At 42.7% G+C, this 23,564-nt stretch carries 23 protein-coding genes and 2 pseudogenes; 1 reads left to right on the top strand and 24 read right to left on the bottom strand.

What is annotated here, in order from left to right:
* Positions 1–335: 335 nt before the first annotated feature.
* Positions 336–1,097, bottom strand: a complete 762-nt coding sequence (aroD, locus tag ACTQ1L_RS07015) for a type I 3-dehydroquinate dehydratase (protein ID WP_441366217.1) — start codon at positions 1,095–1,097, stop codon at positions 336–338.
* Between the two features lie 67 nt (positions 1,098–1,164).
* A pseudogene (locus tag ACTQ1L_RS07010) lies at positions 1,165–1,374 on the bottom strand (MFS transporter); the annotation flags it as partial.
* A gap of 326 nt (positions 1,375–1,700) precedes the next feature.
* Between ACTQ1L_RS07010 and ACTQ1L_RS07005 the strand changes: the two are divergent.
* Positions 1,701–1,856 (top strand): annotated as a pseudogene (locus ACTQ1L_RS07005) (NAD-binding protein); the annotation flags it as partial.
* Between the two features lie 159 nt (positions 1,857–2,015).
* Here ACTQ1L_RS07005 and aroE read toward each other — a convergent pair.
* The 22 genes from aroE to ACTQ1L_RS06895 form a co-directional block, all read right to left on the bottom strand.
* On the bottom strand, positions 2,016–2,885 hold the full coding sequence (gene aroE, locus ACTQ1L_RS07000) for a shikimate dehydrogenase (RefSeq protein WP_012743606.1): 870 nt from the start codon (positions 2,883–2,885) through the stop codon (positions 2,016–2,018).
* Positions 2,886–2,974: 89 nt separating this feature from the next.
* Positions 2,975–3,439 carry an NUDIX hydrolase gene (locus ACTQ1L_RS06995; RefSeq protein ID WP_321111919.1) on the bottom strand — a complete coding sequence of 155 codons (465 nt, stop codon included), beginning with the start codon at positions 3,437–3,439 and terminating at the stop codon, positions 2,975–2,977.
* A gap of 13 nt (positions 3,440–3,452) precedes the next feature.
* A complete protein-coding gene (locus ACTQ1L_RS06990; protein WP_441366214.1) occupies positions 3,453–5,039 on the bottom strand; it encodes an AAA family ATPase in 1,587 nt (528 codons plus the stop codon).
* Between the two features lie 106 nt (positions 5,040–5,145).
* The gene (locus ACTQ1L_RS06985; RefSeq protein ID WP_441366212.1) at positions 5,146–6,201 is read right to left on the bottom strand and encodes a DnaJ C-terminal domain-containing protein; all 1,056 of its coding nucleotides are present in this window, start codon (positions 6,199–6,201) and stop codon (positions 5,146–5,148) included.
* 107 nt (positions 6,202–6,308) lie between these two features.
* A complete protein-coding gene (locus ACTQ1L_RS06980; protein WP_441366211.1) occupies positions 6,309–6,773 on the bottom strand; it encodes an Hsp20/alpha crystallin family protein in 465 nt (154 codons plus the stop codon).
* A gap of 193 nt (positions 6,774–6,966) precedes the next feature.
* Entirely contained in the window at positions 6,967–7,164 is a 198-nt protein-coding gene (locus tag ACTQ1L_RS06975; protein WP_441366210.1) for a hypothetical protein, read from the bottom strand.
* Between the two features lie 229 nt (positions 7,165–7,393).
* Positions 7,394–7,981: a cytidylate kinase-like family protein gene (locus ACTQ1L_RS06970; RefSeq protein ID WP_441366208.1), complete on the bottom strand. Its 588-nt coding sequence runs from the start codon at positions 7,979–7,981 to the stop codon at positions 7,394–7,396.
* Between the two features lie 385 nt (positions 7,982–8,366).
* Complete coding sequence (locus tag ACTQ1L_RS06965; RefSeq protein ID WP_055062194.1) at positions 8,367–9,059, bottom strand: LrgB family protein; 693 nt, start codon at positions 9,057–9,059, stop codon at positions 8,367–8,369.
* A 17-nt stretch (positions 9,060–9,076) separates the two neighbouring features.
* A complete protein-coding gene (locus tag ACTQ1L_RS06960; protein WP_441366206.1) occupies positions 9,077–9,454 on the bottom strand; it encodes a CidA/LrgA family protein in 378 nt (125 codons plus the stop codon).
* A gap of 48 nt (positions 9,455–9,502) precedes the next feature.
* Complete coding sequence (locus ACTQ1L_RS06955; protein ID WP_441366205.1) at positions 9,503–10,174, bottom strand: YoaK family protein; 672 nt, start codon at positions 10,172–10,174, stop codon at positions 9,503–9,505.
* Positions 10,175–10,381: 207 nt separating this feature from the next.
* Positions 10,382–12,655, bottom strand: coding sequence for an EAL domain-containing protein (locus tag ACTQ1L_RS06950; protein ID WP_441366203.1), 2,274 nt, complete (start codon positions 12,653–12,655; stop codon positions 10,382–10,384).
* 123 nt (positions 12,656–12,778) lie between these two features.
* Positions 12,779–13,192, bottom strand: coding sequence for an ATP synthase F1 subunit epsilon (gene atpC / locus ACTQ1L_RS06945; protein ID WP_308496320.1), 414 nt, complete (start codon positions 13,190–13,192; stop codon positions 12,779–12,781).
* Positions 13,193–13,215: 23 nt separating this feature from the next.
* Positions 13,216–14,607 (bottom strand): F0F1 ATP synthase subunit beta, encoded by a 1,392-nt coding sequence (gene atpD, locus ACTQ1L_RS06940; protein WP_441366201.1) that lies wholly within the window; start codon positions 14,605–14,607, stop codon positions 13,216–13,218.
* Positions 14,608–14,615: 8 nt separating this feature from the next.
* Positions 14,616–15,506 carry an ATP synthase F1 subunit gamma gene (gene atpG / locus ACTQ1L_RS06935; protein ID WP_118257846.1) on the bottom strand — a complete coding sequence of 297 codons (891 nt, stop codon included), beginning with the start codon at positions 15,504–15,506 and terminating at the stop codon, positions 14,616–14,618.
* Between the two features lie 11 nt (positions 15,507–15,517).
* Positions 15,518–17,026, bottom strand: a complete 1,509-nt coding sequence (gene atpA / locus ACTQ1L_RS06930; RefSeq protein WP_441366199.1) for a F0F1 ATP synthase subunit alpha — start codon at positions 17,024–17,026, stop codon at positions 15,518–15,520.
* On the bottom strand, positions 17,023–17,541 hold the full coding sequence (atpH, locus tag ACTQ1L_RS06925; RefSeq protein WP_441366198.1) for an ATP synthase F1 subunit delta: 519 nt from the start codon (positions 17,539–17,541) through the stop codon (positions 17,023–17,025). The genes atpA and atpH overlap by 4 nt, the downstream gene beginning before the upstream one ends.
* Entirely contained in the window at positions 17,519–17,971 is a 453-nt protein-coding gene (gene atpF / locus ACTQ1L_RS06920) for a F0F1 ATP synthase subunit B (RefSeq protein ID WP_441366197.1), read from the bottom strand. Before atpF ends, atpH begins: the two co-directional genes overlap by 23 nt.
* Before the next feature lie 55 nt (positions 17,972–18,026).
* Complete coding sequence (gene atpE / locus ACTQ1L_RS06915) at positions 18,027–18,257, bottom strand: ATP synthase F0 subunit C (protein ID WP_012743658.1); 231 nt, start codon at positions 18,255–18,257, stop codon at positions 18,027–18,029.
* 138 nt (positions 18,258–18,395) lie between these two features.
* Complete coding sequence (locus ACTQ1L_RS06910; RefSeq protein ID WP_012743659.1) at positions 18,396–19,082, bottom strand: F0F1 ATP synthase subunit A; 687 nt, start codon at positions 19,080–19,082, stop codon at positions 18,396–18,398.
* A 664-nt stretch (positions 19,083–19,746) separates the two neighbouring features.
* Positions 19,747–20,526, bottom strand: coding sequence for a ZIP family metal transporter (locus ACTQ1L_RS06905; protein ID WP_321110271.1), 780 nt, complete (start codon positions 20,524–20,526; stop codon positions 19,747–19,749).
* Positions 20,527–20,845: 319 nt separating this feature from the next.
* Positions 20,846–22,102 (bottom strand): hypothetical protein, encoded by a 1,257-nt coding sequence (locus ACTQ1L_RS06900; protein ID WP_022293276.1) that lies wholly within the window; start codon positions 22,100–22,102, stop codon positions 20,846–20,848.
* Between the two features lie 141 nt (positions 22,103–22,243).
* Positions 22,244–23,371, bottom strand: a complete 1,128-nt coding sequence (locus ACTQ1L_RS06895) for an MFS transporter (protein ID WP_441366194.1) — start codon at positions 23,369–23,371, stop codon at positions 22,244–22,246.
* Between the last annotated feature and the right edge of the window lie 193 nt (positions 23,372–23,564).

Here is a 23,564-nt window from a genome sequence, read left to right as displayed (position 1 = left end):
CCTTACTTATGTGTGGTTTTCATATTGGATTTTGATATTTAGCGAAATATCGTCAAATTATAATTACTATAATTTCACGTTATAGTAATTTGCATTTTTGATAACCACAAATTTCTTAGTCATAGTATAACAAGACTTTACCAATTTATCAAGCAAAATATTTTAATGCTTTAAAGTGTTATTGTGTCAGATATGCATCCACAATATCAGACGACACATTTTTCTCAATCGATTCATATATCGGCTGACACTCCTTGCGAATCCGCTCATGCACTTCATCGCTTAAAGTAATGGGCGCCATTTTATTTTATTGCATGGTTTTATACAAGCTTTTCTTACATGCTCTTATGAAGTAATCCAAGTACCATAGACAAATCCTCTACTCCCATCTGTCCGGGTGCAGATGCTTTCTTTGCGGCACCGAATGTCATTGAAGATCCGAATACCTCACCGCAGAGACGGCTTATAACACCTGTGCCTGCCATTGACATTGTGATGATTGGTCTGTCAGCGTAATCTGTAACCATTTCCTCTGTAGCTGAAAGAAGTGTGAGTACGTCTCGCTTATTCTGTGGCATAACTGCAATCTTAGGGATATCAGCTCCCATATCCTGCATCTTGCGAAGTCTGTAAACAATATCAGACTGTGCAGGAGTCTTGAAGAAGTCATGGTTTGAAGCGATAACTCTTGCACCTGCAGCATGTACACCGTCAATGATTTTCTTTACAATCTCATCACCTGTAAAAATCTCTACATCTACAAAATCAACGTATCCTGTCTGTGCAGCCTTGATATTAAGCCTGGCATAAGCCTCAGGCTCGATTGCTTTCTCTCCGCCCTCTTTTGAAGTACGGAATGTCATAAGGATTGGAATATTTCCGAGAGCATCACGAAGCTCCTTTAATACTTCCTCAACCTTGTCAAACTCGAATACATTCTCGAACCAGTCAACACGCCACTCAACCATATCAACAGGGATAGAGTCAAATGTCTTTACCTCTGCGATGATGTCGTCTTTTGTAACGCCTACGATAGGAACGATGATTTTAGGTGCGCCCGCACCGATTTCAATATCTCTAACCTTAATGGTGTTCATGATTTTTTCCTTTCTTACCTTGTATTAGACTGTATGATAATTATACTCCCCAGTATAATGTAACGTATTAATCCTCTTTAGACAGCTCTACCATCTTAGTATAGCGCAGGTTTACGAATAATCCAAGTACCACGCCGATTGCTGTGAGCACGATGTTCATTACCATAACCTGTGATGGCCGCATCTTTGATGCTGCTGTAAGGATTGTGTAGTTGCAAAGTGATGAAGCGACCATTACAAGCGCTGTTACTGTTCCCTTGATCTTAGGGAAGAGCAGCCTTGCAGTCTGTCTTCTCGTTGATCTTTCTGACTGTCTCCTCAGCGTTTGCCCAGAACTTGTCATGGATATTGATTATTCGTATTTTACTTAGCTATGTTTTCAACGATGCCCACTTCGTTAAAAACTTAACAACCTTTGATAATGATATTATAACGCATTATTTTCGGTACTTCCAATGCTTATTTTGTTATTTTTTAATAGCATTACTGTACTAATCATGTTATAAGATGCACAAATTTAGGCTATAACATTTGTAATTCATAGACTATATCTATTATTTTATGGAGATTTATGCATGACACTCAATCAATTAAGTTATTTTTAATATGAAGGGACAGAAAATCGCCATCATCGACGGTGGTGCCGTAGGCCTTGACGTGATGGAATTATTCACAGAAAGAGGCGCAGAGGTAACAATGGTTGAGATGCTTCCAATGATTGGAAACGGACTTGACCCTGTCACAAAGTGTGACACAAACGTGCCTGCCCGTCACGATTATTTATAAATTCTCCTTTAAAATAATAAGCCTATAAAAACTCCTAAAAAACAACAGCTCGCGGGAAACCGCGAGCTGTTGTTTTATCATATTCCTGTATAACAGGAAGCTATCTAATGATATTGTAATAAGAACTTAAATCTAGCTGAAGAACAGTTTCTTCACATCATCAACCGGCATATCCTGTCCTGTGTAAAGCTTGAATGCGGCAACACCCTGCCATAAGAGCATTCCCTTTCCGCCTACGCATGTGCAGCCTGCCTCTTTTGCTTCGCGAAGAAGCTTTGTCTCCTCCGGATTGTAAACTGCATCTGCAACTACAAGCCCCGGTCTGAAAGCTGAAAGATCTTTTACCACGCTCTGATCATCGAGAGGCTTCATGCCAACGATTGTTGCATTTGCAAAGATATCGCTTGACTGGATTTCCTCTGTCATCTTGGCTGTATCATCAATATCGTATACATTTACAACACATTCAGGAACTGCTTTTTTGATCTTCTCTGCAGTCTGTAGTGTACGCTCGAAGAAAGCATCATTTTTGTTGAAAATAGTAATCTCACGAGCTCCGTCCAATGCGCACTGCACCTGGATAGCTGTAGCAGCTCCGCCGCCTCCGGCAACTGTGATTTTCTTTCCTTTGATGTCAATTCCGTGATCCTTTAAGTTGTGTACGAATCCCTCACCATCTGTGATGTGTCCTGTAAGCTTGCCGTTGTCATTTACTATAGTGTTTATGGCTCCGATAATCTGGGCTGCCGGTGAAAGCTCGTCCATGTACTTTGCAGCCTCTACCTTATCAGGCATGGTCACATTACATCCACGCATGTTGAAGGTCTTCATTGCTGCAATAGCATCCTTAACCTTGTCTTCTTTTATATCAAATGCAACGTATGCATAGTCCAGACCGAGTTTTTCAAAACTGTAATTGTACATAGCCGGTGAACCCGAATGACCGACCGGTGATCCTATGAGTGCTAATAAGCCTGTATGACCTGAAATACGCTTTTCCATTGTAAATCCTCCTAAGTGTTTCGTTTTGTATTATGATAACTCTTTTATAAGACATGCGCAAGCACTTTTTCCATTTAAAGTGTTAAAGTTTATTTTATTCTTTTCCTCATCTTTATATATTCACGAAATACAGGTCTGATTGGCTCAGAAATATCCTCCGGAATATCATCCACATCAAAAAATTTAAGCTCCTCGACTTCCTCCTCCTGGCACTTTATGGTGCCATGATATTTGCGGCATATGTATATGATTTCCACATTATAGACTTCATCGCCGTTCGGATAGATGTAGTGTGTTTCCTCGCCTGAATTGATATAAAACAGCTCCATCTCGTCTGCAACAAGCCCCATCTCCTCAAAAAGTTCTCTTTTTGCAGCCTCCTCGACAGTCTCTCCAAGCTCTATAGAACCGCCTGCGTAGCCCCACTGGTGATTGTCTGTGCGCCTTCCGAGAAGCACCTGTCCGTTTTCATTTTCAATGATGATGCTCGCTGCCGCCTGCAGTAAAGGGGCATGTCCGACCACCTTTCTAAGATCCATTATATAATTGCTCATTTTGTGTCCTTTCTTATTTTACCAGTTCTTCTATTATACACTCATGCACTTTAGTCTTTTTATCATAATTAATACCGACAAGTAAAATATTTCCGGTATACTGTAAAACAGACTGCGGATACTGTCTGTCTTTTATTTGGTTTATAGCAGTTTTTACGTCTTTATTCCATTTAAGTTCAACAACCAAAGCCGGATAATCCATGACATATTCCTGTTTAGGAATGAATACAAAATCAGCAAAGCCTCTGCCTGTTGGCATTTCACGTACAGGCTTAAAATAATATTTCATGGCCGAAATATATCCTATGGCAAGCACACTACTCAATGAATTTTCATTATGGTACTGTATAGTGGAAGCATACTCGTTGTGAATTTTATCAATATATTCCGCAACCACTTTTTCTTCCATATCAAGCGTTGCCTCAAGAAGCCGTTCTGACGGGGTTTCAAACTCTATCAGCTCGTTCCACTTATCATCCTCAACCGCATTCATAAACTCCATACGAATTTCCTCATTCGGAATATATGCCATCTGCCGTTTCTGATCATATGCTAGATATCCAAGGTGTATAAGCAGCGTCATAACATCATTTTTATTTCTGAATGTAACCATGTCGTTCTGAAATGTAGTAGTTTTAACCTCTGTTTCTGCACCTGAAATCATTTCAACTATAGCACTCTTAAGACCATCAAAATCCTTATTTATGAGTGGCTGGATAGAGTCATATGTGCCGGTCTGGCTCCAATAGCTTTGAAAATTCCCCCATTTAATTACATTACTCACAGCTTTTGGATTATATATATGATATTCACCCAGCAGGTAACCATCATACCATTTCTTCACAAGTTCAAAATCACGTCCGGACTTTTCGCATAATTTCTTCACTTCATCCTCTGTAAAACCAATATAATACGCAAATCCCCCAGGAGATATCATAGTGAATTCTTCAAAATTATTAAGTGCCGACTGTGTCTTAAGCTTCTTAATCGGCAAGATTCCGGTCAGATATGCAAGCGCAATATATCTTGTAGCCGATGAACCTTTAAAAAGTCCTCTGAGAAAATTAATATACTCCTCCTGTACTGACTGATTATTTGCCTCATCGCGAACCAGAACATCCCACTCATCTATTATCACTATGAATCTTTTTCCTGTCTGTGCATTTATTTGTGAAAGCATATCTGAAAGCGTAACTCTCCCTTCAACCTTCACATCCGGAAATGCAAGTTTAAGCTCAGCGACTGTATTCTCTATAATATATGATACAACATTTTCCGGGCCTTTTGCCGGTTCTATACACCACTGTATATCCAGATGCAGCACATCATATTTATTAAGATATTTCTCAAAGCTACCCTTCTTACTTATATCATATCCCATAAACAGTTCTCTCGAATCACAGCCCATGCTATAATATGCAGCCATCATATCTGCTGTAATAGATTTACCGAATCTGCGCGGTCTGCTGTTACATATAAATTTTGATGTGGTATTTATCACACTGTTTGTGTAATCCAGCAAACCTGTTTTATCAACATATATCTCAGAGTTAATGACATCCTGGAATGAACTGTTATCCGGATTTAAAAATCTTCCCATAGTCTCTCCTTTTAAAATCTCATCAAGCAAAAATCCGCTGTACTATAATACCTATAGTATAGCGGATTTCAAATTTGTTTTCCATATATAAAGCACATAAAATTTATCAGCTCACAGACCTGTATTCCTCAAGCGCTTCCTTTGCCCTTGGCGTAAGCCTGCGTGGAACCGAAATCTCTACAGTCACATACTGGTCTCCCTTTACTGAAGGATTCTTCATGCTCGAAATACCCTTGCCCTTGAGACGTATCTTGCTGCCGCCCTGTGTACCTGCCTTGATGCTGCACTCCACATCTCCATAAAGAGTATGCACCCTCACCTTACCACCGAGAGCCGCTGTCGTAAACGGAACACGGATTGTACTGTATACATTCTGACCCTTACGCTCAAACTCCCGGCTCGGTGTCACATTTACCTTGAGAAGCACATCTCCGGCTGCACCACCATTTCTGCCCGGATTGCCCTGTCCTTTAAGTCTGACTGTCTTGCCAGACTCGATTCCTGCTGGAATATGGATGGACAGATTGGAAACCTTGCCTGTGGTCGGATCCTGTAATGAAATAGATTTCTCGCATCCAAAAACAGCCTCGTCAAATGAAATCGTAAGGTCAGCCATAACATCAGAACCCTTGCGACCGGCTGAACTTCTGCCACCTGAGAAATTACTCCAGCTACCGCTATTTCCGGTAAATCCACTGTTACCACTTGTACTCCAGCCACTGTGATTACCGCCACCATGTGAAAACATATCTCCGAACATTGAGAAAATATCATCCATATCCCCGGAACCGTTCTCAAAATGAAATTCCTGATGTGTAAATGGTCCGCCATTTGAGCTGTATGAGCCACTGAAAGAGCCATTGCCGCCGAAGCCGCCAAAGCCACCGAAGCCGCCCTGTGCAGCCTGTCTTGCAGCCTCCTCGGAAAAGCCCTCCTGCAGTCCTGCAAAACCAAACTCATCATAGAGCTTACGTTTTTTCTCATCACTGAGGACATTGTATGCCTCCGTGACATCCTTGAACATCTCCTCAGCGTGCGGATTGCCTGCATTTGTATCAGGATGATACTTCTTTGCCAGCTTACGATAAGCCCTCTTTATTGCCTCTTTATCCGCACTCTTGTTCACTCCGAGAGTCTCATAATAATCTCTCTTTGCTGCCATTATACTCACCTGCCTTTCTATTTACCTGTAACAATTTATCATCATAATTAAACAATATAGTATAAGCGGACTGCACAGGCAGCCCGCTTATCATTTGCAATATCTGATTATCCCTCGATGGAGATACATTTCTTTTCCTCAACCTGTGGTTTAGGCTGCTTCTTTGGAATATCCAGGCGAAGGATTCCATGCTTGAAGGATGCCTTTATGTCATCCTGCTCAATCTCGTCACCCACATAGAAGGTTCTCTGACAGCTTCCTGAGTAGCGCTCTCTGCAGATATATTTCTTGCCCTCTTCCTCTTTCTCTAAGCCTTTCTCTGCTGTAATGGTCAGATAACCATTCTCTAAAGAAGCCTTAATCTCATCCTTTTTGAATCCCGGAAGATCCATCTCAAGCTCATAGCCTTTATCGCTTTCCTTGATATCGGTGAGCATCATTCTCTTTCCGTTGTGTCCGTATAATTTCTTCTGTGCCTTCTGTACGTCCCTGTCATCAAACCAAGGATCATTGAACCATGGATCACTGAAAAATGTATCAAATAAGTTGTTGTTTGTAGTTGTTAATAACATAGGTCATACCTCCTTATATACCTGTAACTTTCCTTTTGGAAATCTGCTTTCTTTTGTTTACAAGTATGTTATAGCACCATTATTAGCACTCGTCAATAGTGAGTGCTAATAAAAATTATAAACTTTTTATTAACCAGTACAACACAACCTTATCTTCTGCGGATAATACTGCAGCACCATATACAGCTTCATCTTATCTACCCTGCTCCCATCCGGTCTGCTTTATCTCATAATTTCCAAGCTTAATAGTGTCATTTTCTGTATATGTGATGACCTTTGGGGATGGATAGCAATGATTCAGATAAACAATCCTTGCCAAAACAGCAATCATCACAATTCCTATGAGCATTCCCGATAAAAGTCTTACTTGTTTTGATTTCCTTTGCTTCATAATAAATTCTCCTCGTTACTTCAATTTAAACCTTCCGCTGTCCACCAGATAGATTACATCGGATAGATTTTCAAGCTCATCCTTATCGTGAGAGCTAAGCAGTATAAGACTTCCTTTATCACGCTCATTGATTCCTGCCGCGTAAATCCTATTGATAAAAATGGCAATCTTTTACCAACAAAAAAACCGAATCCACACTCCCACGGATTCGGCTTTTGTATATACACTTCTATTTTGTATTTTGTATGAAGCTGTCAATCATCGCAATCACACCATCTACACCGAGCTTTGCCACATTCAGGCACAGGTCATAGTTTTCTGCCTGCCCCCACTCCTGTCCGGTATAGTATTTGTGATAGGTCTTTCTGTTGTCATTTGTCTCACGCACAACAGTCTTTGCCTTTCTCACTGAAATTCCATGTGTATCAGCCACAGTATCAACGCAGAAGGCATCATTCGCTGTCAGGAAAACTGAGACAACATCATCTCTTCCCTGAAAGGCAAAGTTTGCACACCGTCCCTGAATCACATATCCCTCACAGCCGTCCTCAAGCGGCAGCCTGTCTATAAATGTAAGAGCCCTCGCCGGAGTATCATGCAGCACATTATCCTCCTCCGTCTCCATCACAATAGAGTAAAGCAGGGAATTAACCGGTCTCTCACTGTAAAACTCCTCATACTCATCGTAGCAGCCTGCCTCTTTGGCACCAGCCGCAATAGCCTCTCTGTCCATGAAATGTAAATGATATTTCTCAGCGACTGCTCTACCGATAGTATCTGCATCGCAACCGCACTTTCTAGCAATTGTAATTATCATAATATTCCTTTCCAACGATTGTAGAATACTAATATGACTTGAATCATACATATACTCTTACCAATTGTCTACATCTATAACTATTTAATAAACTTATCTTATGGTGGGGAAAGCCAACGCGCAGGAAGCGCGAGGCTGTGCATATCTGCCTGAGCTTGTACGAAGCGGCCTAGGGATTGTTGGAATTGTGTTTGCAATCCAGCAACGCCCGTGCACGGAAGCACGGGAGAGACGTTACCGCGCCATGGACGGCGCGTAAAAGTCGGTTGCGTCCTACCTGTCACAACCTGTATCACAATTCCTACAAGCCCTTAGCCGCGTAGTAGGAAGCGAAGGCAGATATGCACAGCCTCGCGCTTCCGTCCTTAGCACACACTCAGACAAATCAATAAAAGTTTGCAAACACCGATGCAAACACCACCGTAAGTATTCCTGCCACCGCGATAGCAAGAGAGCTCATGGCGCCCTCTATCTCGCCCATCTCGATAGCCTTCGCTGTTCCGATGGCATGTGATGAAGCACCAAGCGCCAGTCCCTTCGATATAGGCTCAGTGATTCTGAATATTTTGCAAACAAACTCTCCGAGTATATTTCCAAGCACACCTGTCACGACGATAACTGCGACAGTGATGGTCACATATCCGCCGAGCTCCTCTGATACACCCATACCGATAGCTGTCGTGATGGACTTTGGCAGCAATGTGACATAATCCTCGTGTGAAAGCCCCATAAGCACTGACAACACAAGCACTGTCACAAGGCTTGTTATGACTCCTGCCGTGAGTCCGAGCGCGACGGCTGCTATATTTTTCTTGAGCAGGGTCCACTGCTCATAGAGCGGTATCGCAAGGCATACCGTGGCCGGTGTCAGAAACCAGCTAAGGTACGATGCCCCCTTATTGTATGTGTCATAATCCACATCTGCCACAACAAGCACTATTATGGTCAGTACTATTGAAATGAGAAGCGGATTGAGTATTGCAAGCTTAAACTTTTTCTTTAAAAGCATACCTATCAGATATGCAACCAGACTTACTGTGACACCGGCAAAAAGCGATGTCTGAAACAAATTATCCATTATGATTATCCTCTATCTTATTTATTTTCTCCAGCATCAGCCCTCTTGCGCTTCTGCATACGGATTACGAGCTGTGAAACATGTCCTGTAGCAATCATTACAGTAAGAAGTGCCACAACCGTGATTACAAGCACAGGTACAAGCACCGGCTCAAGATTGCCCCAGGATGACATGAGCCCCACTCCTGCAGGGATAAACATGACAGGCATTATCTCTATCATGAATTTGCCTGCACTTCTTACAGTGTCAAGCGGTATCAGGCCTGACAGCAGACCTATGAAAAGTATAACCATGCCATATATGCTCGCCGGAACAGGCAATGGCAGTAAATATTTGAGTATCTCACCTACAAACGAAATCGCAAGTATGATGAGAAATTGCTTTAATAATTTCATTTTATATTGTATCTCCGTTATATTATTTTCTTGACTATTTGTGTCTGTTTATCTGTGTTCCCTGACCATCATTGCACATACAATGGCAAGCAGCACGCTTGAACCCCATATCGCACGGATTCCTATGTGCAGTGAGCACACTCCGCCTATACCTGCTCCTATTGCAAATATCAGAATGATTCCATAGTAGTGCGCGGTCTTTTTCAGTGCCCCGATATTTCTGTCACGCAGATATATTGACAGGCTCTCTGTGCCGCTTCTTAGGTTGCCGATGCACATGGTGCTGGCATAGCCGTAGCCGTTTACCTTTCTGAATGACTGCACCTGCATAGAACAGCTGAATGATACAAGCATGGTCGCTATCATATCGTACCTGTGTGGTATGAAGCCCACCACAAACAGTATGATTATCTCTATTGCCACCACTATCTGACGCCAGTGGATGCGCTTTGCCTTCTTATATCTATGCCCGATTCTCTCTGCCACAAGCACACCGAATGCAAATGAGAGGATTGGGAAAAGATACGATAGTCCCTTCATCCATTCACCCATCATCAGATGCTGGCTCATCAGCACTACGTTTCCTGTCTGCGCATTCGAGAACACCTCGTTTCTCACGTTGTAGGTGTAGGCATCCTGAAAGCCTCCGGAAAGTGCCAGAATCGCACTCAGTAAAAAGGTCTCTGATGTCTGAATCCTTATTTTTTCTTTTTCAGTCATTTTTTCGCCTCTTTTTCTCTTATTTGCTATTCCCCGCTACACCTTCGTGTGTCCCACAGCAATTACATATTTACAGCAATCCACACGGTTTATTATTATAGAAAAAAAGGGCGGATATTTCAATACCCGCCCCAAATATACAGTGTATTAAATTTTGCACAATACCTAAAATATATATTGGATATACATAATAGATATACATGATAGCTATACCAGATACTTTTCTTCAAACTCAGATACCGGTACCGGTTTTGAGAAATAATATCCCTGGAACTCATGACATCCCATCATTGTGAGCATATCAAGCTGCTTTTTCGTCTCCACACCCTCTGTGATGACGTCCATGCCTATCTTGCCTGCAAGCGTGATGATACTCTCTAATATATCCTGTCCCTTGACCTCGTTCTCAGATTTGCGAAGGAAGCCCATATCGATTTTCAGTACATCAGCACTGATGTCCTTTAGCATGTTGAGTGATGAGTAACCGCTTCCGAAATCATCAATCTCCACCCTGAAGCCTGCGTCCTGAAGCTTGTGGATAATATTCATATTCTTCTCAAAATCGGTCATCAGCGTTTTCTCTGTAATCTCCAGATGCAGATTGGACGCTGCTATGCCATATTTATTAATCAGCCCTGTAAAGGTCTCATATATATCTATAATGTAAAAGTCCTTTGTAGATATATTTACAGATATATGATAGCTTCCATAGCCTTTTTCCTTCCACTCTGCAAGCTTTTGTGCTGCCTTCTCCCATATATAGAGGTCTAGCTTGTAAATGAGACCTGCGTTCTCTAAAATATCAATAAAAGCATACGGTGTCATGATGCCTCTTGACGGATGAGCCCAGCGTACCAGCGCTTCTGCGCCCCTCGCAACACCATTACGGTTCACCTGTGGCTGTAAGTACATGACAAACTCATCCTTTTGCAGTGCCGGCTCAAATTCACCGAGCAGGCGTCTCTGCTCTATTGATATCTCAAGCAGATGCTCATCATAGTATGCCACAAAACAGTCGTAATTATTCTTTATGGTGTCTGCCGCTATATTAGCCTTGTCTACCATAATGCTGACATCCTCATCCCTGTCTCTTATCTCATACACACCCATGTACATATGCAGGTGGAAAGAATTGCCCGTAAACTCACGCTGCAACTCTTTTATTGAATCTGCCACTCTTTGTTCATCAAACTCTTCTCTTGGCAGACACAGCGCAAAGCGGTCATTCATAAGCCTTGCACAAATGGTCCTCTCAGATGAATTCGATGCCATGAGCTTCGCCTGCTTTATGAGCACCTGATTGCCCTTCTCCATACCAAATATCTCGTTAATGAATTTAAAATCCTTGATATTGCTGCAAACCAGATAAAAGGTCGTGTCATGATGCTGGGTCACCATATCATGCACATCATCATAGAACTGGTCACGGTTCAAAAGTCCGGTCAGACTATCATGCGATGCCTTGTACTTTTCCTGCTCCCACGACTCATACATCTGTGTACGGTCATTGTATACAAAATAATCACATATAAAGCGATTGCTCTCATCATATATGCGCTTGTAGGCAATCTCAAAGTAGTGCTTTTCACCGTTGAGTTCAAAATCCGTCTGGAAGGTCATGCTGTCCCTTCTGTCGTCTCCTATCTTTTCAATCCACTGGCTATATTTCCTTTCATACTCGGACATATTGCCGCCATTCCTGTAAATAGCCTCCATCAGGTCATTGTAATATATGCACCTGCCCTTTCTGTCATAGCAGATGATACCATTGTTCATATCGCTGACCACAAGAGAGAGCATGTTTTCTATGATCTCATTCGGCACGTATCTGTATGTCAGGTCATATATAATAACAGACATGACACCATATATAATTATGGAGAGGTCATATATGGAGTCCGAGCCTATAGTAGCAATATCAAACGAAACGCCGATAATAATAACTACCGCTATAGCCACGTATGCTTTCCTGTACATGCGCGATGATCTGATAATCATACACAGATATGTAAAAACAATCAGAATCACAAATGCATAGGTAAACATAAAATGCAGCCTGTACCATAGGCTGTCATTATTGAAAGCCACCTTAATATGCTCGGCTTTTATTGATTCTATATCAAATATCTTATTCGTCCAGGTATTCTCTATAAGCATATATGTGTCCAGCACCGCAAATATCATGGAAGCAGCCTGCACTCCCTTGAAGGTCTTTACAGCACCTGTATAATACTGTGTATAAAACATAAGAGCGATGAGCATCCAGTCAAACAGAGCCAAAGTAAGCCCCTTCGCAAGTACTGTAACAGTGTGCCCCGGCACATATGTATAAATGAGAAAGACTATTGCGCAGACAAATGCCAGCGACTCATATATACACACGCTTTTACCAATCTTATCATGTTTTTTAAAGGAACCGATTGCGCAATATGCAATCAGTATTGCTTCCAGTAACACTGATAGTCCGTATATTATCCTCATATTCCCACCTGTCTTCTATGACCATATTACTAACCTATATAATGTCATTGTAACTCATTTCATGTAAAAAGTAAACAAAAAAGAGGTCGTCACGACCTCTTTTTTGTAATTTATTAACATTTATTATTTTCCTGAAGTTGCTTTCAGTCGTGTCATGGCACGAGCCAGCGAAGCTCTTGAGTGATAGTACTCCTGGATACTCTGCTTCTGTCGAAGCTGCTCCTCGGCTCTCTCCTTTGCCTCTCTTGCCCTTGCTATATCGATTTCCTCCGGACGCTCGGCTGTCTCAACAAGCAATGTCACACGGTTGTTGACTATCTCTACGAAGCCCATTCCCACTACCGCGTACTCCCAGTTGTCACTACCCTCCGGCTGAAATCTCATCTCGCCCTCATCGACGGCTATAACCATATCCTCATGGTGGGCGAGGATTTCCTTCTGGCCATCGAACTCAGGGACTATTATGGAACGACATCTTCCTGAGTAAAACACTCTGTTAGCAGCTATTACCTTTAGATAAAATGTATTTGTTGCCATACGATTTGTCCTTCCTTATGCTTTTACTGCTGCATAGTCTTTGCTTTTTCCTTGACGTCCTCGATTGTTCCGACATTGAAAAATGCGTTCTCAGGATACTCGTCCATCTCACCATCTATGATGGCCTTGAAGCCCTTGATAGTCTCCTCTACAGGCACATATACACCCTGGATACCTGTGAAGTTCTCGGCTACGTGGAATGGCTGTGAGAGGAACTTCTGGATTTTTCTTGCTCTGTATACAAGCACCTTGTCCTCATCTGCCAGCTCCTCCATACCGAGGATTGCGATGATATCCTGCAGCTCCTTGTACTTCTGGAGAATCTCCTGTACCTTTCGTGCTACCTGATAATGCTCCTCGCCTACGATATCAGGCTCGAGGATACGTGATGTAGACTCAAGTGGGTCTACTGCCGGGTAAATACCCTGTTCAACAATCTTTCTTGAAAGAACTGTTGTGGCATCCAGATGTGCGAAGGTTGTAGCCGGAGCCGGGTCTGTGAGGTCATCGGCTGGTACGTATACGGCCTGTACCGATGTTACTGAACCTTTCTTTGTAGATGCGATTCTCTCCTGCAGCTCACCCATCTCAGTAGCCAGTGTAGGCTGATAACCTACGGCTGAAGGCATACGTCCTAAAAGTGCTGAAACCTCTGAACCTGCCTGTGTGAAACGGAATATATTGTCAATGAAAAGCAGCACGTTCTGGTGCTTCTCATCCCTGAAATACTCTGCCATTGTAAGTCCTGTCTCAGCTACACGCATACGTGCTCCTGGTGGCTCGTTCATCTGTCCGAACACTAAGGCTGTTTTTTCCAGAACTCCTGATTCCTTCATTTCTGTCCAGAGATCATTTCCCTCTCTGGAACGCTCTCCGACTCCTGTAAAGATTGAGTAGCCGCCGTGCTCTGTTGCGATATTGCTGATGAGCTCCTGGATGAGGACTGTTTTTCCTACTCCGGCTCCTCCGAAGAGTCCGATTTTTCCACCCTTTGCATATGGGGCAAGGAGGTCGATGACCTTTATTCCTGTCTCGAGGATTTCCTCTGCAGGGTTCTGCTCCTCAAATGTTGGTGGCTCTCTGTGGATTTCCCACTTTTCTTTTGTATCAGGCTGTGCTCCGCCGTCGATAGCTTCACCGAGCACGTTGAACAGTCTGCCGAGAGTCTGCTCTCCGACAGGTGTCTTGATGCCGGCGCCTGTGGCTGTTACTTCCATATCTCTGTGAAGTCCCTCACTGGAAGCAAGCATGATACAGCGTACTGTATTATTTCCAATATGCTGTGCGACTTCCATCACACTTTTTTTGTCACCATTTAAAACTTCTAGTGCGTCTCTGATTGCCGGCAGGTTCTCATCCTCGAACTCTACATCGACAACAGGACCCATAACCTGGATAATTTTTCCTGTTTTCATCAAAAAGCCTACTTTCTCTTTTTCTTCTGCGATTTAGCACCGGCTATTACCTCTGTAATCTCCTGTGTAATCGCTGCCTGTCTGGCACGGTTGTAAAGAATGTCAAGCTCTGCAAGCATGTCCCTCGCACTGTTTGATGCGGACTGCATCGCCATCATTCTGGCGTTCTGCTCACATGAAAATGACTCTACAAGAGCACCGTAGACAAATCCAACAACGTAGTTTGGTACGATACGATCCATGACTGCCTCAGGCGATGGCTTGAGTGCCAGCTCCTCCCTCGGTATATCTATAGGAATCTGCACAGTGAAGTCTGCCTTTTTCAGTGGCAGAAGCTGTGACATCTGTGTTTCCTCCTGAATCGCATTTATCATGCTGGTATAGATAATATAAACTTCGTCCAGCTCGTTATGTAGATATAGCTCCAAAATTTCTTCTGCAATATTTCTGGCACGGTTGAGTGTCGGATTCTGAACTGTGTAGTGGAACTGTTTTTCAATCTCAATTCCACGCTGTTCAAAATAATGACGTCCTAGCTCTCCGAGTACGAAAAGTGAATGGTTCGGATGATCCTTTAAGTGCTCCTCAGCCATTTTCAGGATATTGTGGTTATATGAGCCCGCAAGTCCTTTATCAGCTGTGATTACGATATATCCGACCTTTCTGTCCTCAGGCAGCTTATCCTCGTTGGTCTTGAAATAGATGTCCTCCATATCAGGCAAATGCCTGAGTATTCGGCTCATCTCTGATTGCAGTGTGAAGAAATACGGCTCTGTATCTGCCAGCATCTTTTTGGACTTTTTCAGCTTCGAAGAAGAAATCATATACATGGCATTTGTGATTTTAAGCGTATCATTGATACTTTTTATTCGATCCTGTATTTCCTTCGTGTTTGCCATAATACTACCTGTTACCCTTTATACTCTTTTACTGCATCCATGATTTCATTTACGAGCTCTTCATCAATGGCTCTGTTCTCTTCGATTTTCTGTCCGATTTCCGGATAAGAAAGATCCATGTATGAGAGGATATCGCCCTGATATTTCTTGACCTCTTTTGTCTCTATTGTATCAAACACACCGTGGTTTGCCATTATAAGTGTCATTACCTGCTCATGCAGTGACAGCGGATGGCAAAGTGGCTGTTTTAACAGCTCCATAAGTGCTTTTCCATGTGCAAGCTGTGCTTTTGTGGCATCGTCAAGGTCTGATGCAAACTGTGTGAAGACCTCCATCTCCCTGTACTGTGCCAGGTCGATACGGATGCTTCCTGATGCCTTCTTCATGGCCTTTGTCTGGGCAGCTCCACCAACTCGGGATACTGAAAGACCTACGTTTACGGCCGGTCTCATACCTGCGTTGAAGAGGTTGCTCTCTAAGAATATCTGTCCGTCTGTGATAGATATTACGTTGGTAGGGATATATGCTGATACGTCTCCTGCCTGTGTCTCGATGATTGGGAGTGCTGTGATTGAGCCTCCGCCCAGCTCATCGCTCAGACGGCTTGATCTCTCGAGCAGTCTTGAGTGGAGATAGAATACGTCTCCTGGATATGCCTCACGTCCCGGTGATCTCTCGAGCAGCAGTGAAAGTGCTCTGTATGCTACCGCATGCTTTGAAAGGTCATCATATACGATAAGTACATCCTTGCCCTGATGCATGAAATGCTCTGCCATGGCTGTTCCTGCGTATGGTGCGATATACTGCAGTGATGCAGGATCGCTGGCTGTTGATGAAAGCACGATTGAGTAATCCATTGCGCCGTGTTTTGTCAGAGTTGACACAATTTTTGCTACTGTTGATGCTTTCTGACCAATTGCTACATATATACAGATAACATCCTTGCCCTTCTGGTTGATGATGGTATCTGTGGCAATTGATGTCTTTCCTGTCTGACGGTCACCGATGATAAGCTCTCGCTGTCCACGTCCGATTGGAAACATTGAATCAATTGAGAGGATTCCTGTCTCAAGTGGAGTATCTACTGACTTTCTGTCCACGATACCCGGTGCCTCATTCTCGATTGGTCTGTAATCTTCCTCTTTGATATCGCCTTTTCCATCAATAGGCTCACCTAAAGCATTGATGATTCGGCCGATATAGCCTTTGCCTACAGGGATTCCGGCTTTTTTCTTTGTTCTTACTACTTTGGTTCCTTCATGGATTCCGTGGTCTCTTCCGAAAAGAATTACTCCGATTTCATTCTGACGGATATCCTGAACCATTCCTTTTACTCCATTATCGAATACTACGATCTCACCGTACATGGCATGGTCGATGCCGTATATTGTGGCGATTCCGTCACCGACGTAGATTACCTCGCCGGTCTCACGGCTCTCGGTATCGAAGTCGAAATTCTCTATCTCGCTCTGGATAATGGAGATTATGTCTGTTGCACTGATTGCGCCCACAGGGGTCACCTCCTGGTCAATTTTCTTTCAAGCTCACGAAGCTTTCCTTCGTAGCTTCTGTCATACTCTGTATTAAGAGTCTTAATCACATATCCACCTAAAAGTGTTTCGTCCACTTTCTGTGTAAGGGATATTTCATATTCCGGATATTTGCTTTGTAGCAGCGCCTTGGCGTCATTTGCTTCCTCGTCGGTTGCGGCCTCTGCACTGATAAACTCAGCTCTTATGATATGGTTTTTCTCATCCCAGTATCTGTAATATGCCTCAAAGATTTCATTCATTTCAGCGGCATATCCAAGCTTTACCATTTCCTTTATGAAGCTTGTGATAAGCCTTGGCTCACTCTCAAATCCGTATACCTTTTCTATGATGTCATACTTTTTGGTCAGCGGTATAAGTGGATTTGCGAGCGTCTGTGCAAGCTTTTCTGTCACAAAGTATACTCTCTGTGCTTCCTCCACATCACGACGCTCTACAGCCAGCCTGTACAAAACTATTGCATTATTTACTGCTGCCTGTGTCATTAGCTTCACCTGTCTTTACAATCTTTCTCGCTGCTAATATGGCAAGTTTTGCAATTTCAGCCTCAGCGGCCTTTGTTGCCTTATCCTGCTCGCTAGCAATGTCCGCTTTTGCTTTTTCAAGCATACTGTCTGCTTCCTGTCTGGTTCTCTCAAGAGCCTTCTCCCGCTCAGCCTCGGCTCTTGCCCTGGCATCAAGTATTATCTGGTCTGCCTGAGTCTTTGCACTCTCGAGCTTCTTTTTATAGTCGCTCATTAAGCTTTCTGCATCGTCCTGACTCTTCTTTGCTTCCGAGAACTGCTTCTGAATCATTTCCTCTCTCTGATTGATCACGCCCATCACGCGGTCAAAGAGGAATTTCTTAAATATCCAGTACAGGAAAAGCAGATTGACTACTGTCCATACTATGTTCCATGGATCAATTTTTAACATTGCTCTACCTTCCTTTCTGTTTCATCTGGTTGTAACTGTCAGTTACGCTGCCTGATTATTTAAGGAAGAGGATGATAAGTAATGCGATAACGAAACCATAAATAGCTGTTGCCTCTGCAAGTGCACATCCTAAAAGAAGTGATTTAGAGATTTTGCTCTCAGCCTCCGGCTGTCTTGCGATTGCGTCTACTGCGCTGCTTGTTGCCTTACCGATTCCAAGTCCGGCTCCGATTCCTGTTAATACTGCGATTCCAGCTCCGATTGCTACTAATAATGTTGATGACATAATGTGTTCTCCTTTTCTTGCTTATATGCTTTCTTTTGGTTAGCAATTATTTTGTTTCTTTTTGTAAGCGAGGTTACATTTTCCATGCTTACGATGTGAAATTAAATGATGTGGTGTTTCATGCCTCATCAGGTCTTCTTACTCAGTTGCCTCCTTGATGAAAAGTCCTGTCAGGAATACAAATACATATGCCTGTATAAGTCCGTCAAAGATATCAAAATAACAACTGAATACTGCCGGGACAATTGCCGGGACGACCATCTTTAAAAGCTCCATGATTACAAATGAACCAAGGACGTTTCCAAATAATCGCATACACAGCGATAATGGTTTGATAAAGATTTCAAGGATATTGATAGGTAGTATTACCGGCATTGGCTCTGCAAAGCTTTTAAGCCACCTTTTGGTGCCCTTTGCCCTGATTCCTGCCACCTCGATAAGAACTATGCTCATTACAGCGAGTGCTGCGGTGACGTTCATATCCTTTGTCGGCGGTTTGAAGCCAAGTAAACCTATCAGGTTTGCTATTCCTATATAGATGATTACTGTTGCCAGATATGGTATGTAATCCTTTCCTTTTTCTCCGAGTGTCTCACTGAAGAAATCATTAAGGAATTTGACTCCTGCCTCTACGGCTACCTGTCTTCGTCCGGGATTTTCAACTGAAAGATTTCTGCCGAGAAAAAAGCACAGTAAAAATACCGCTGCCATTATTATCCATGTGACTACTACCGACTCGTATATGGGTATGCCTCCGAATATCGGTATCTTGAATACCACGTCACAATTAAGTTCCTCTAACAGTCCATCTACCAGAGCATCCATCTGCGTTACCTCCTTTCTTTTTTGCTATATGAAATTTGATACGCAAATTGTTTCTTAATAACTCAAGATGTGTTTTGTCTGACCTTTGATGTTTGTTTGGTCTTGATTTAATAAGAAGCAACTATCGTTGTACTTGATTTTAGTCACATCGTTTTATAAAGTCAACGTTTCGTTTTTATATTGTTTCGCTGGCAAAGTTTCACATTTTTTAGTTAGCTTTTTATACATTTTCAACAATTTGTGTTTTTATTTTTGTGCAGTTTTTATATTGCGTTTTGGGGAAGTTAAGATTTATTTTATTTGCGTTTTATTAAAAATTTCCAAATAATTTGGGAAGAATTTTCTTTTTTTTTCACAGTTTTTCACAATGCATTTGACTTGCTGGGTTGTGGCTATAGTACGGAACCCGGACGGCAGGCACACACAGGCTCGGGTGGGCTACGCTATTCGCCCTCCCGAGCCTGTGTGTGCCTGCCGCCCGGGTTCCTCACGCTGTGGCTCTATTTACCTTCTTGTCGCTTTGCCCACGGCTATTGCCGTGGGCTCGCTCTGGGCATGTTTGTTATTTGTGTATGCTTTGCCCGGTCTCCGCCGGGTTCGCTCTGTGCGTGTTTGTTATTCTTTTACGCTTTCCCCTCGGCTGTTGCCGTGGGCTCGCTCAGGCCTAGCCCAGCATCACATCGAGTGTCATCATGAGGCAGAAGCCCACCATAAATGCTATGGTGGCGCGGTTTGAGTGACCTCCCTCTGACATTTCCGGCACGAGTTCTTCTATGACTACATATATCATGGCTCCGGCGGCGAAGCTTAGCAGGTACGGCATTACCGGCTCTATTATTCCGATGGCAAGTATCGTAAGTATTCCCGCTATCGGCTCGACTATTCCCGACAATACTCCGTATACAAAGGCTCTAAGCTTTGAGCTTCCGGTGCTATGTAATGGCATGGATATGATTGCGCCCTCCGGGAAATTCTGTATGGCTATTCCGATTGCCAGTGAAAGAGCTGCTGCCCTCGTGATGGTGGTGGTTCCTGATATCCAGCTTGCGTAGAGCACTCCGACTGCCATGCCCTCCGGTATATTATGTAATGTAACTGCAAGCACCATCATTGTCTGTCTGCTGAAATTGCTCTTTGGACCCTCGACTGAATTATCGAGATGCATATGTGGTGTGATTTTATCCAGTATCAATAGGAAAAACATTCCGAGCATAAAGCCTGCTACTGCCGGGACGAACTGCATTTTTCCAAGGCTCTGTGACTGCTCAAGTGCCGGAATCAGAAGACTCCAGACTGATGCCGCAATCATTACGCCTGCTGCAAAGCCACTGAGCATTTTTGTGGTCTTTACGGAAAGCTCATTTTTCATAAAAAGTACACATGCCGCACCGAGCGACGTGCCTATAAATGGTATTAATAAACCTAATATGGTTGATGTAATCATGGTTGCCTCCTATTCTGCTGTTTTTATTTTATGATATGAGTGTCAAAAGGTATTTTGTATTCATAACCACTTAATGTAAAACAGCTGTATGTAATTAGTATTCTCTAACCTGATTACAGTTTAATACACCTATATAATTTCGTCAACCGGCTTCTGTGAGCCTTACTCGTTGCTGTTCACACCTAACAGTGTGACCAGCAACGAGTACAAGCTACTCCATAGCTTAAATACAATCGAGTTATACTTCTTTGCACAGCAATGCCCTGACAAAATGTCAGGGCCGGGTATCACATGCCACAGATGGCATATAAAATGGCTTCTAATACCGATTCCTGCAAAGAGGCTGTCTGCCCACACATATATTATCCTTTGTACGGTCACGAAGCTCCGGCACCGGATTTGGCGCCACCTCAAAGCGATAATCCTCCCCGTTTTTGCGGATATAATCCTCAATAAAGGTATGGCTCATTACATTTCTTACCGGGTCATTGACCAGGCGCTGATATCTGATAAATGTTTCAGGAGCATTGGTTCTTACATCCACATACCTTTCACGACATGCTGTGTCGTTTACCGTACTGCCAAGCACACACCTGACATACTCAATATTGCTCTCCAGCACAAGAGGAGCCGGGAACTCAGCGTCAGGGATGACCTCCTGCCAATCCTTTTTTTCGTACTGTCTTAGCAGCTCAAGTGCAATATGCAGATGCTTAAGCTCCTGTTCAAACATAAACTGCCATATGCCACGTATTCTTGTATCCGTCTCCGTTTCATAACAGCTCCAATAGAGCCAGCACTCGACATACTGATGCACAAGTAGATTTTCAAGGCGACTCATGCATGGCTTCAACAGACTGCCATACTGTGTGACATGCTGTTCCTCGACCATTCCGATTTCCTGATATAGCCTGCGTCCCATCTCATCAGGCCAAAGTGCCGCTGTATTCATATAGTAGTTCATAGTCTGCTGTTCTGCTGCTGTGATTACGTTTGCAGCCAGCACATCCATTGTCGCAGGGCATTTATCCGTCATCGGATATCGTATTGAATCATATGGATGCCTGTGGTGTGAAATAGTCGGTCTGCCCGGTGTGATTTCCGTATAGCCTCCGACAAGCTTCTCTGCGTGCTCACCTGTGGTAAAATCAAGATAATCTGCATAGCGGTACAAATGATCAAAGTCCTCGAGCAGGGCAAAATCGAGCGCAGACTTAATATTTTTGTCATTTACTCGTTTTGCAAGATGAGCAGTCAGATCAACCGCAAGCTGCTCGTAGCCTATGGTGTGCTCCAATGCCGACTCATCTGCCGGCTTTAAATGTGTGAGTATTTTCTGCTGCTGTTGCTCACTTTTCCTGATGTATGCAAGCTTTCGTCTAAGCTCATCATCACCTACGCTTCTTGAAAACTGATGCGAAAACCACACGTTTTCAAATTCTGTACCATTCATCAATATGATTCTCGTCCTTGTATACGGATTTACCTCATTTTTGTTATATGGTTTTACCCAGAATTTCTCCCAGTCAACAAATAAATCGCCGGTTCTCTCCGGCCTCATTTTAAATGGATTCATAATACAAACATACCTCCTTCATGCTATTGTATGCACGAAGGAGGTATGCTGTGCGTATGAATCACATTGTAATAATTGTTTATATTCGAAGCTGAATCAATTACTATTGCTTTAATCCTTGAAGTTTAAACGGCGATGATGCTACATAATGCTTCCCATAAGTGTTGACATTACAATCATAACGAGTGAAAACATAAATGAATTAACTGAAATGAGTGTGGCTCTCTGCTCTGACGGTATCATTTCATTGAGTATAATATCCGTGCGCACTTCTATAAAATCATCAAAAAAAGAGCCCACAAATCCACCCAGTATCATAATATATGGCAGTTCTGTAAATACCATTGCAAATGCAAAGGCAACACCTATACAACTGATAATAATGTATTTTTTATATTTCCATTTTGGAAAAAATCCGGCTGCTTTTGCACCAAATGCCGCTCCAAGCCCCATCACAAAAAGTGCCGGTCCAAGCAGCGCATCATTTAATCCTGCAAGGGGAAGCTTCGCCTGTAAAAAGAATAGTACCAAGGTTGAAACCGCCCCTATAAGTGCATTTATAACCATGATACTTCTGGCCTTTTTATTTGTGATCATGAAATGCCAGCTTTCTGTAATGACATTTTTGAGCCGGTATACTATTTTCGCATTTTTATTTGCATTTGGGTTATTGTTTTCTTTGTTATCCGTATTTTCATCATTTGACACAGATACTTCATTCAGACTGCACGCAATTCCTATTGCTATGAGGCTGAATACAATATCAAATGCATATGCCTTTCTGTAACCAAGCCACAGCGCAAAACCTGCGCACAAAGTAGCTGTTGAGCTTGTTATCCTATACAACATCATTTCAGTTGATGCAAATTTATTGTATTTTTCCTCCTGACCGGCAAATTTTAAACTATCATATGCCAAAGCTTCACGTGTGCCTGATTCGAGGTTGTAGCTTAAGGCGCTAAAGCCTATAGCAAATGCAACTGACCAGAAATTGTTAGACAGTATCATAAAAAGTCCCGATACAAAACTTACCAGACTTGCAAGCACCATGGTTTTCTTTCTTCCGAACACATCCGCAACAACCCCTGATGGTATCTCAAAGCTGCTGCTTACTATGTGAAATATACTTTCCAACATTCCTATCTCAAACATTGAAAAACCTCTGAGCGCAAGAAGTGCAACCCATGAAGCCCCTGCTATCCTGAAATATCCTACTGTGGTCAGAGTGTACAATTTATGTATCTGTGCTTTAATATTAAATTTACGCATAAAAAATCTCCTTTTCAAAACAGTTATCTTTAAATATTTTGAACAGGAGATAGTGCGTTTCAGTTTTATTTTAACTTGAGTTTAACTTAATTTATTTAAGCTGTTTACCTAAAAAAGAGCGCACTATCCCTGTAAACAGCTAAACAGTTACCTTTCATGAGGTGAAGCGTAGTTGTTTTCCAGCTCATAGTTG

The organism is Agathobacter sp. LCP21S3_B2 (assembly GCF_052118705.1).
Lineage (GTDB): Bacteria > Bacillota > Clostridia > Lachnospirales > Lachnospiraceae > Roseburia.
Note: the sequence above shows the minus strand (reverse complement) of the source record. Positions and strands in the feature narration are given on the sequence as shown.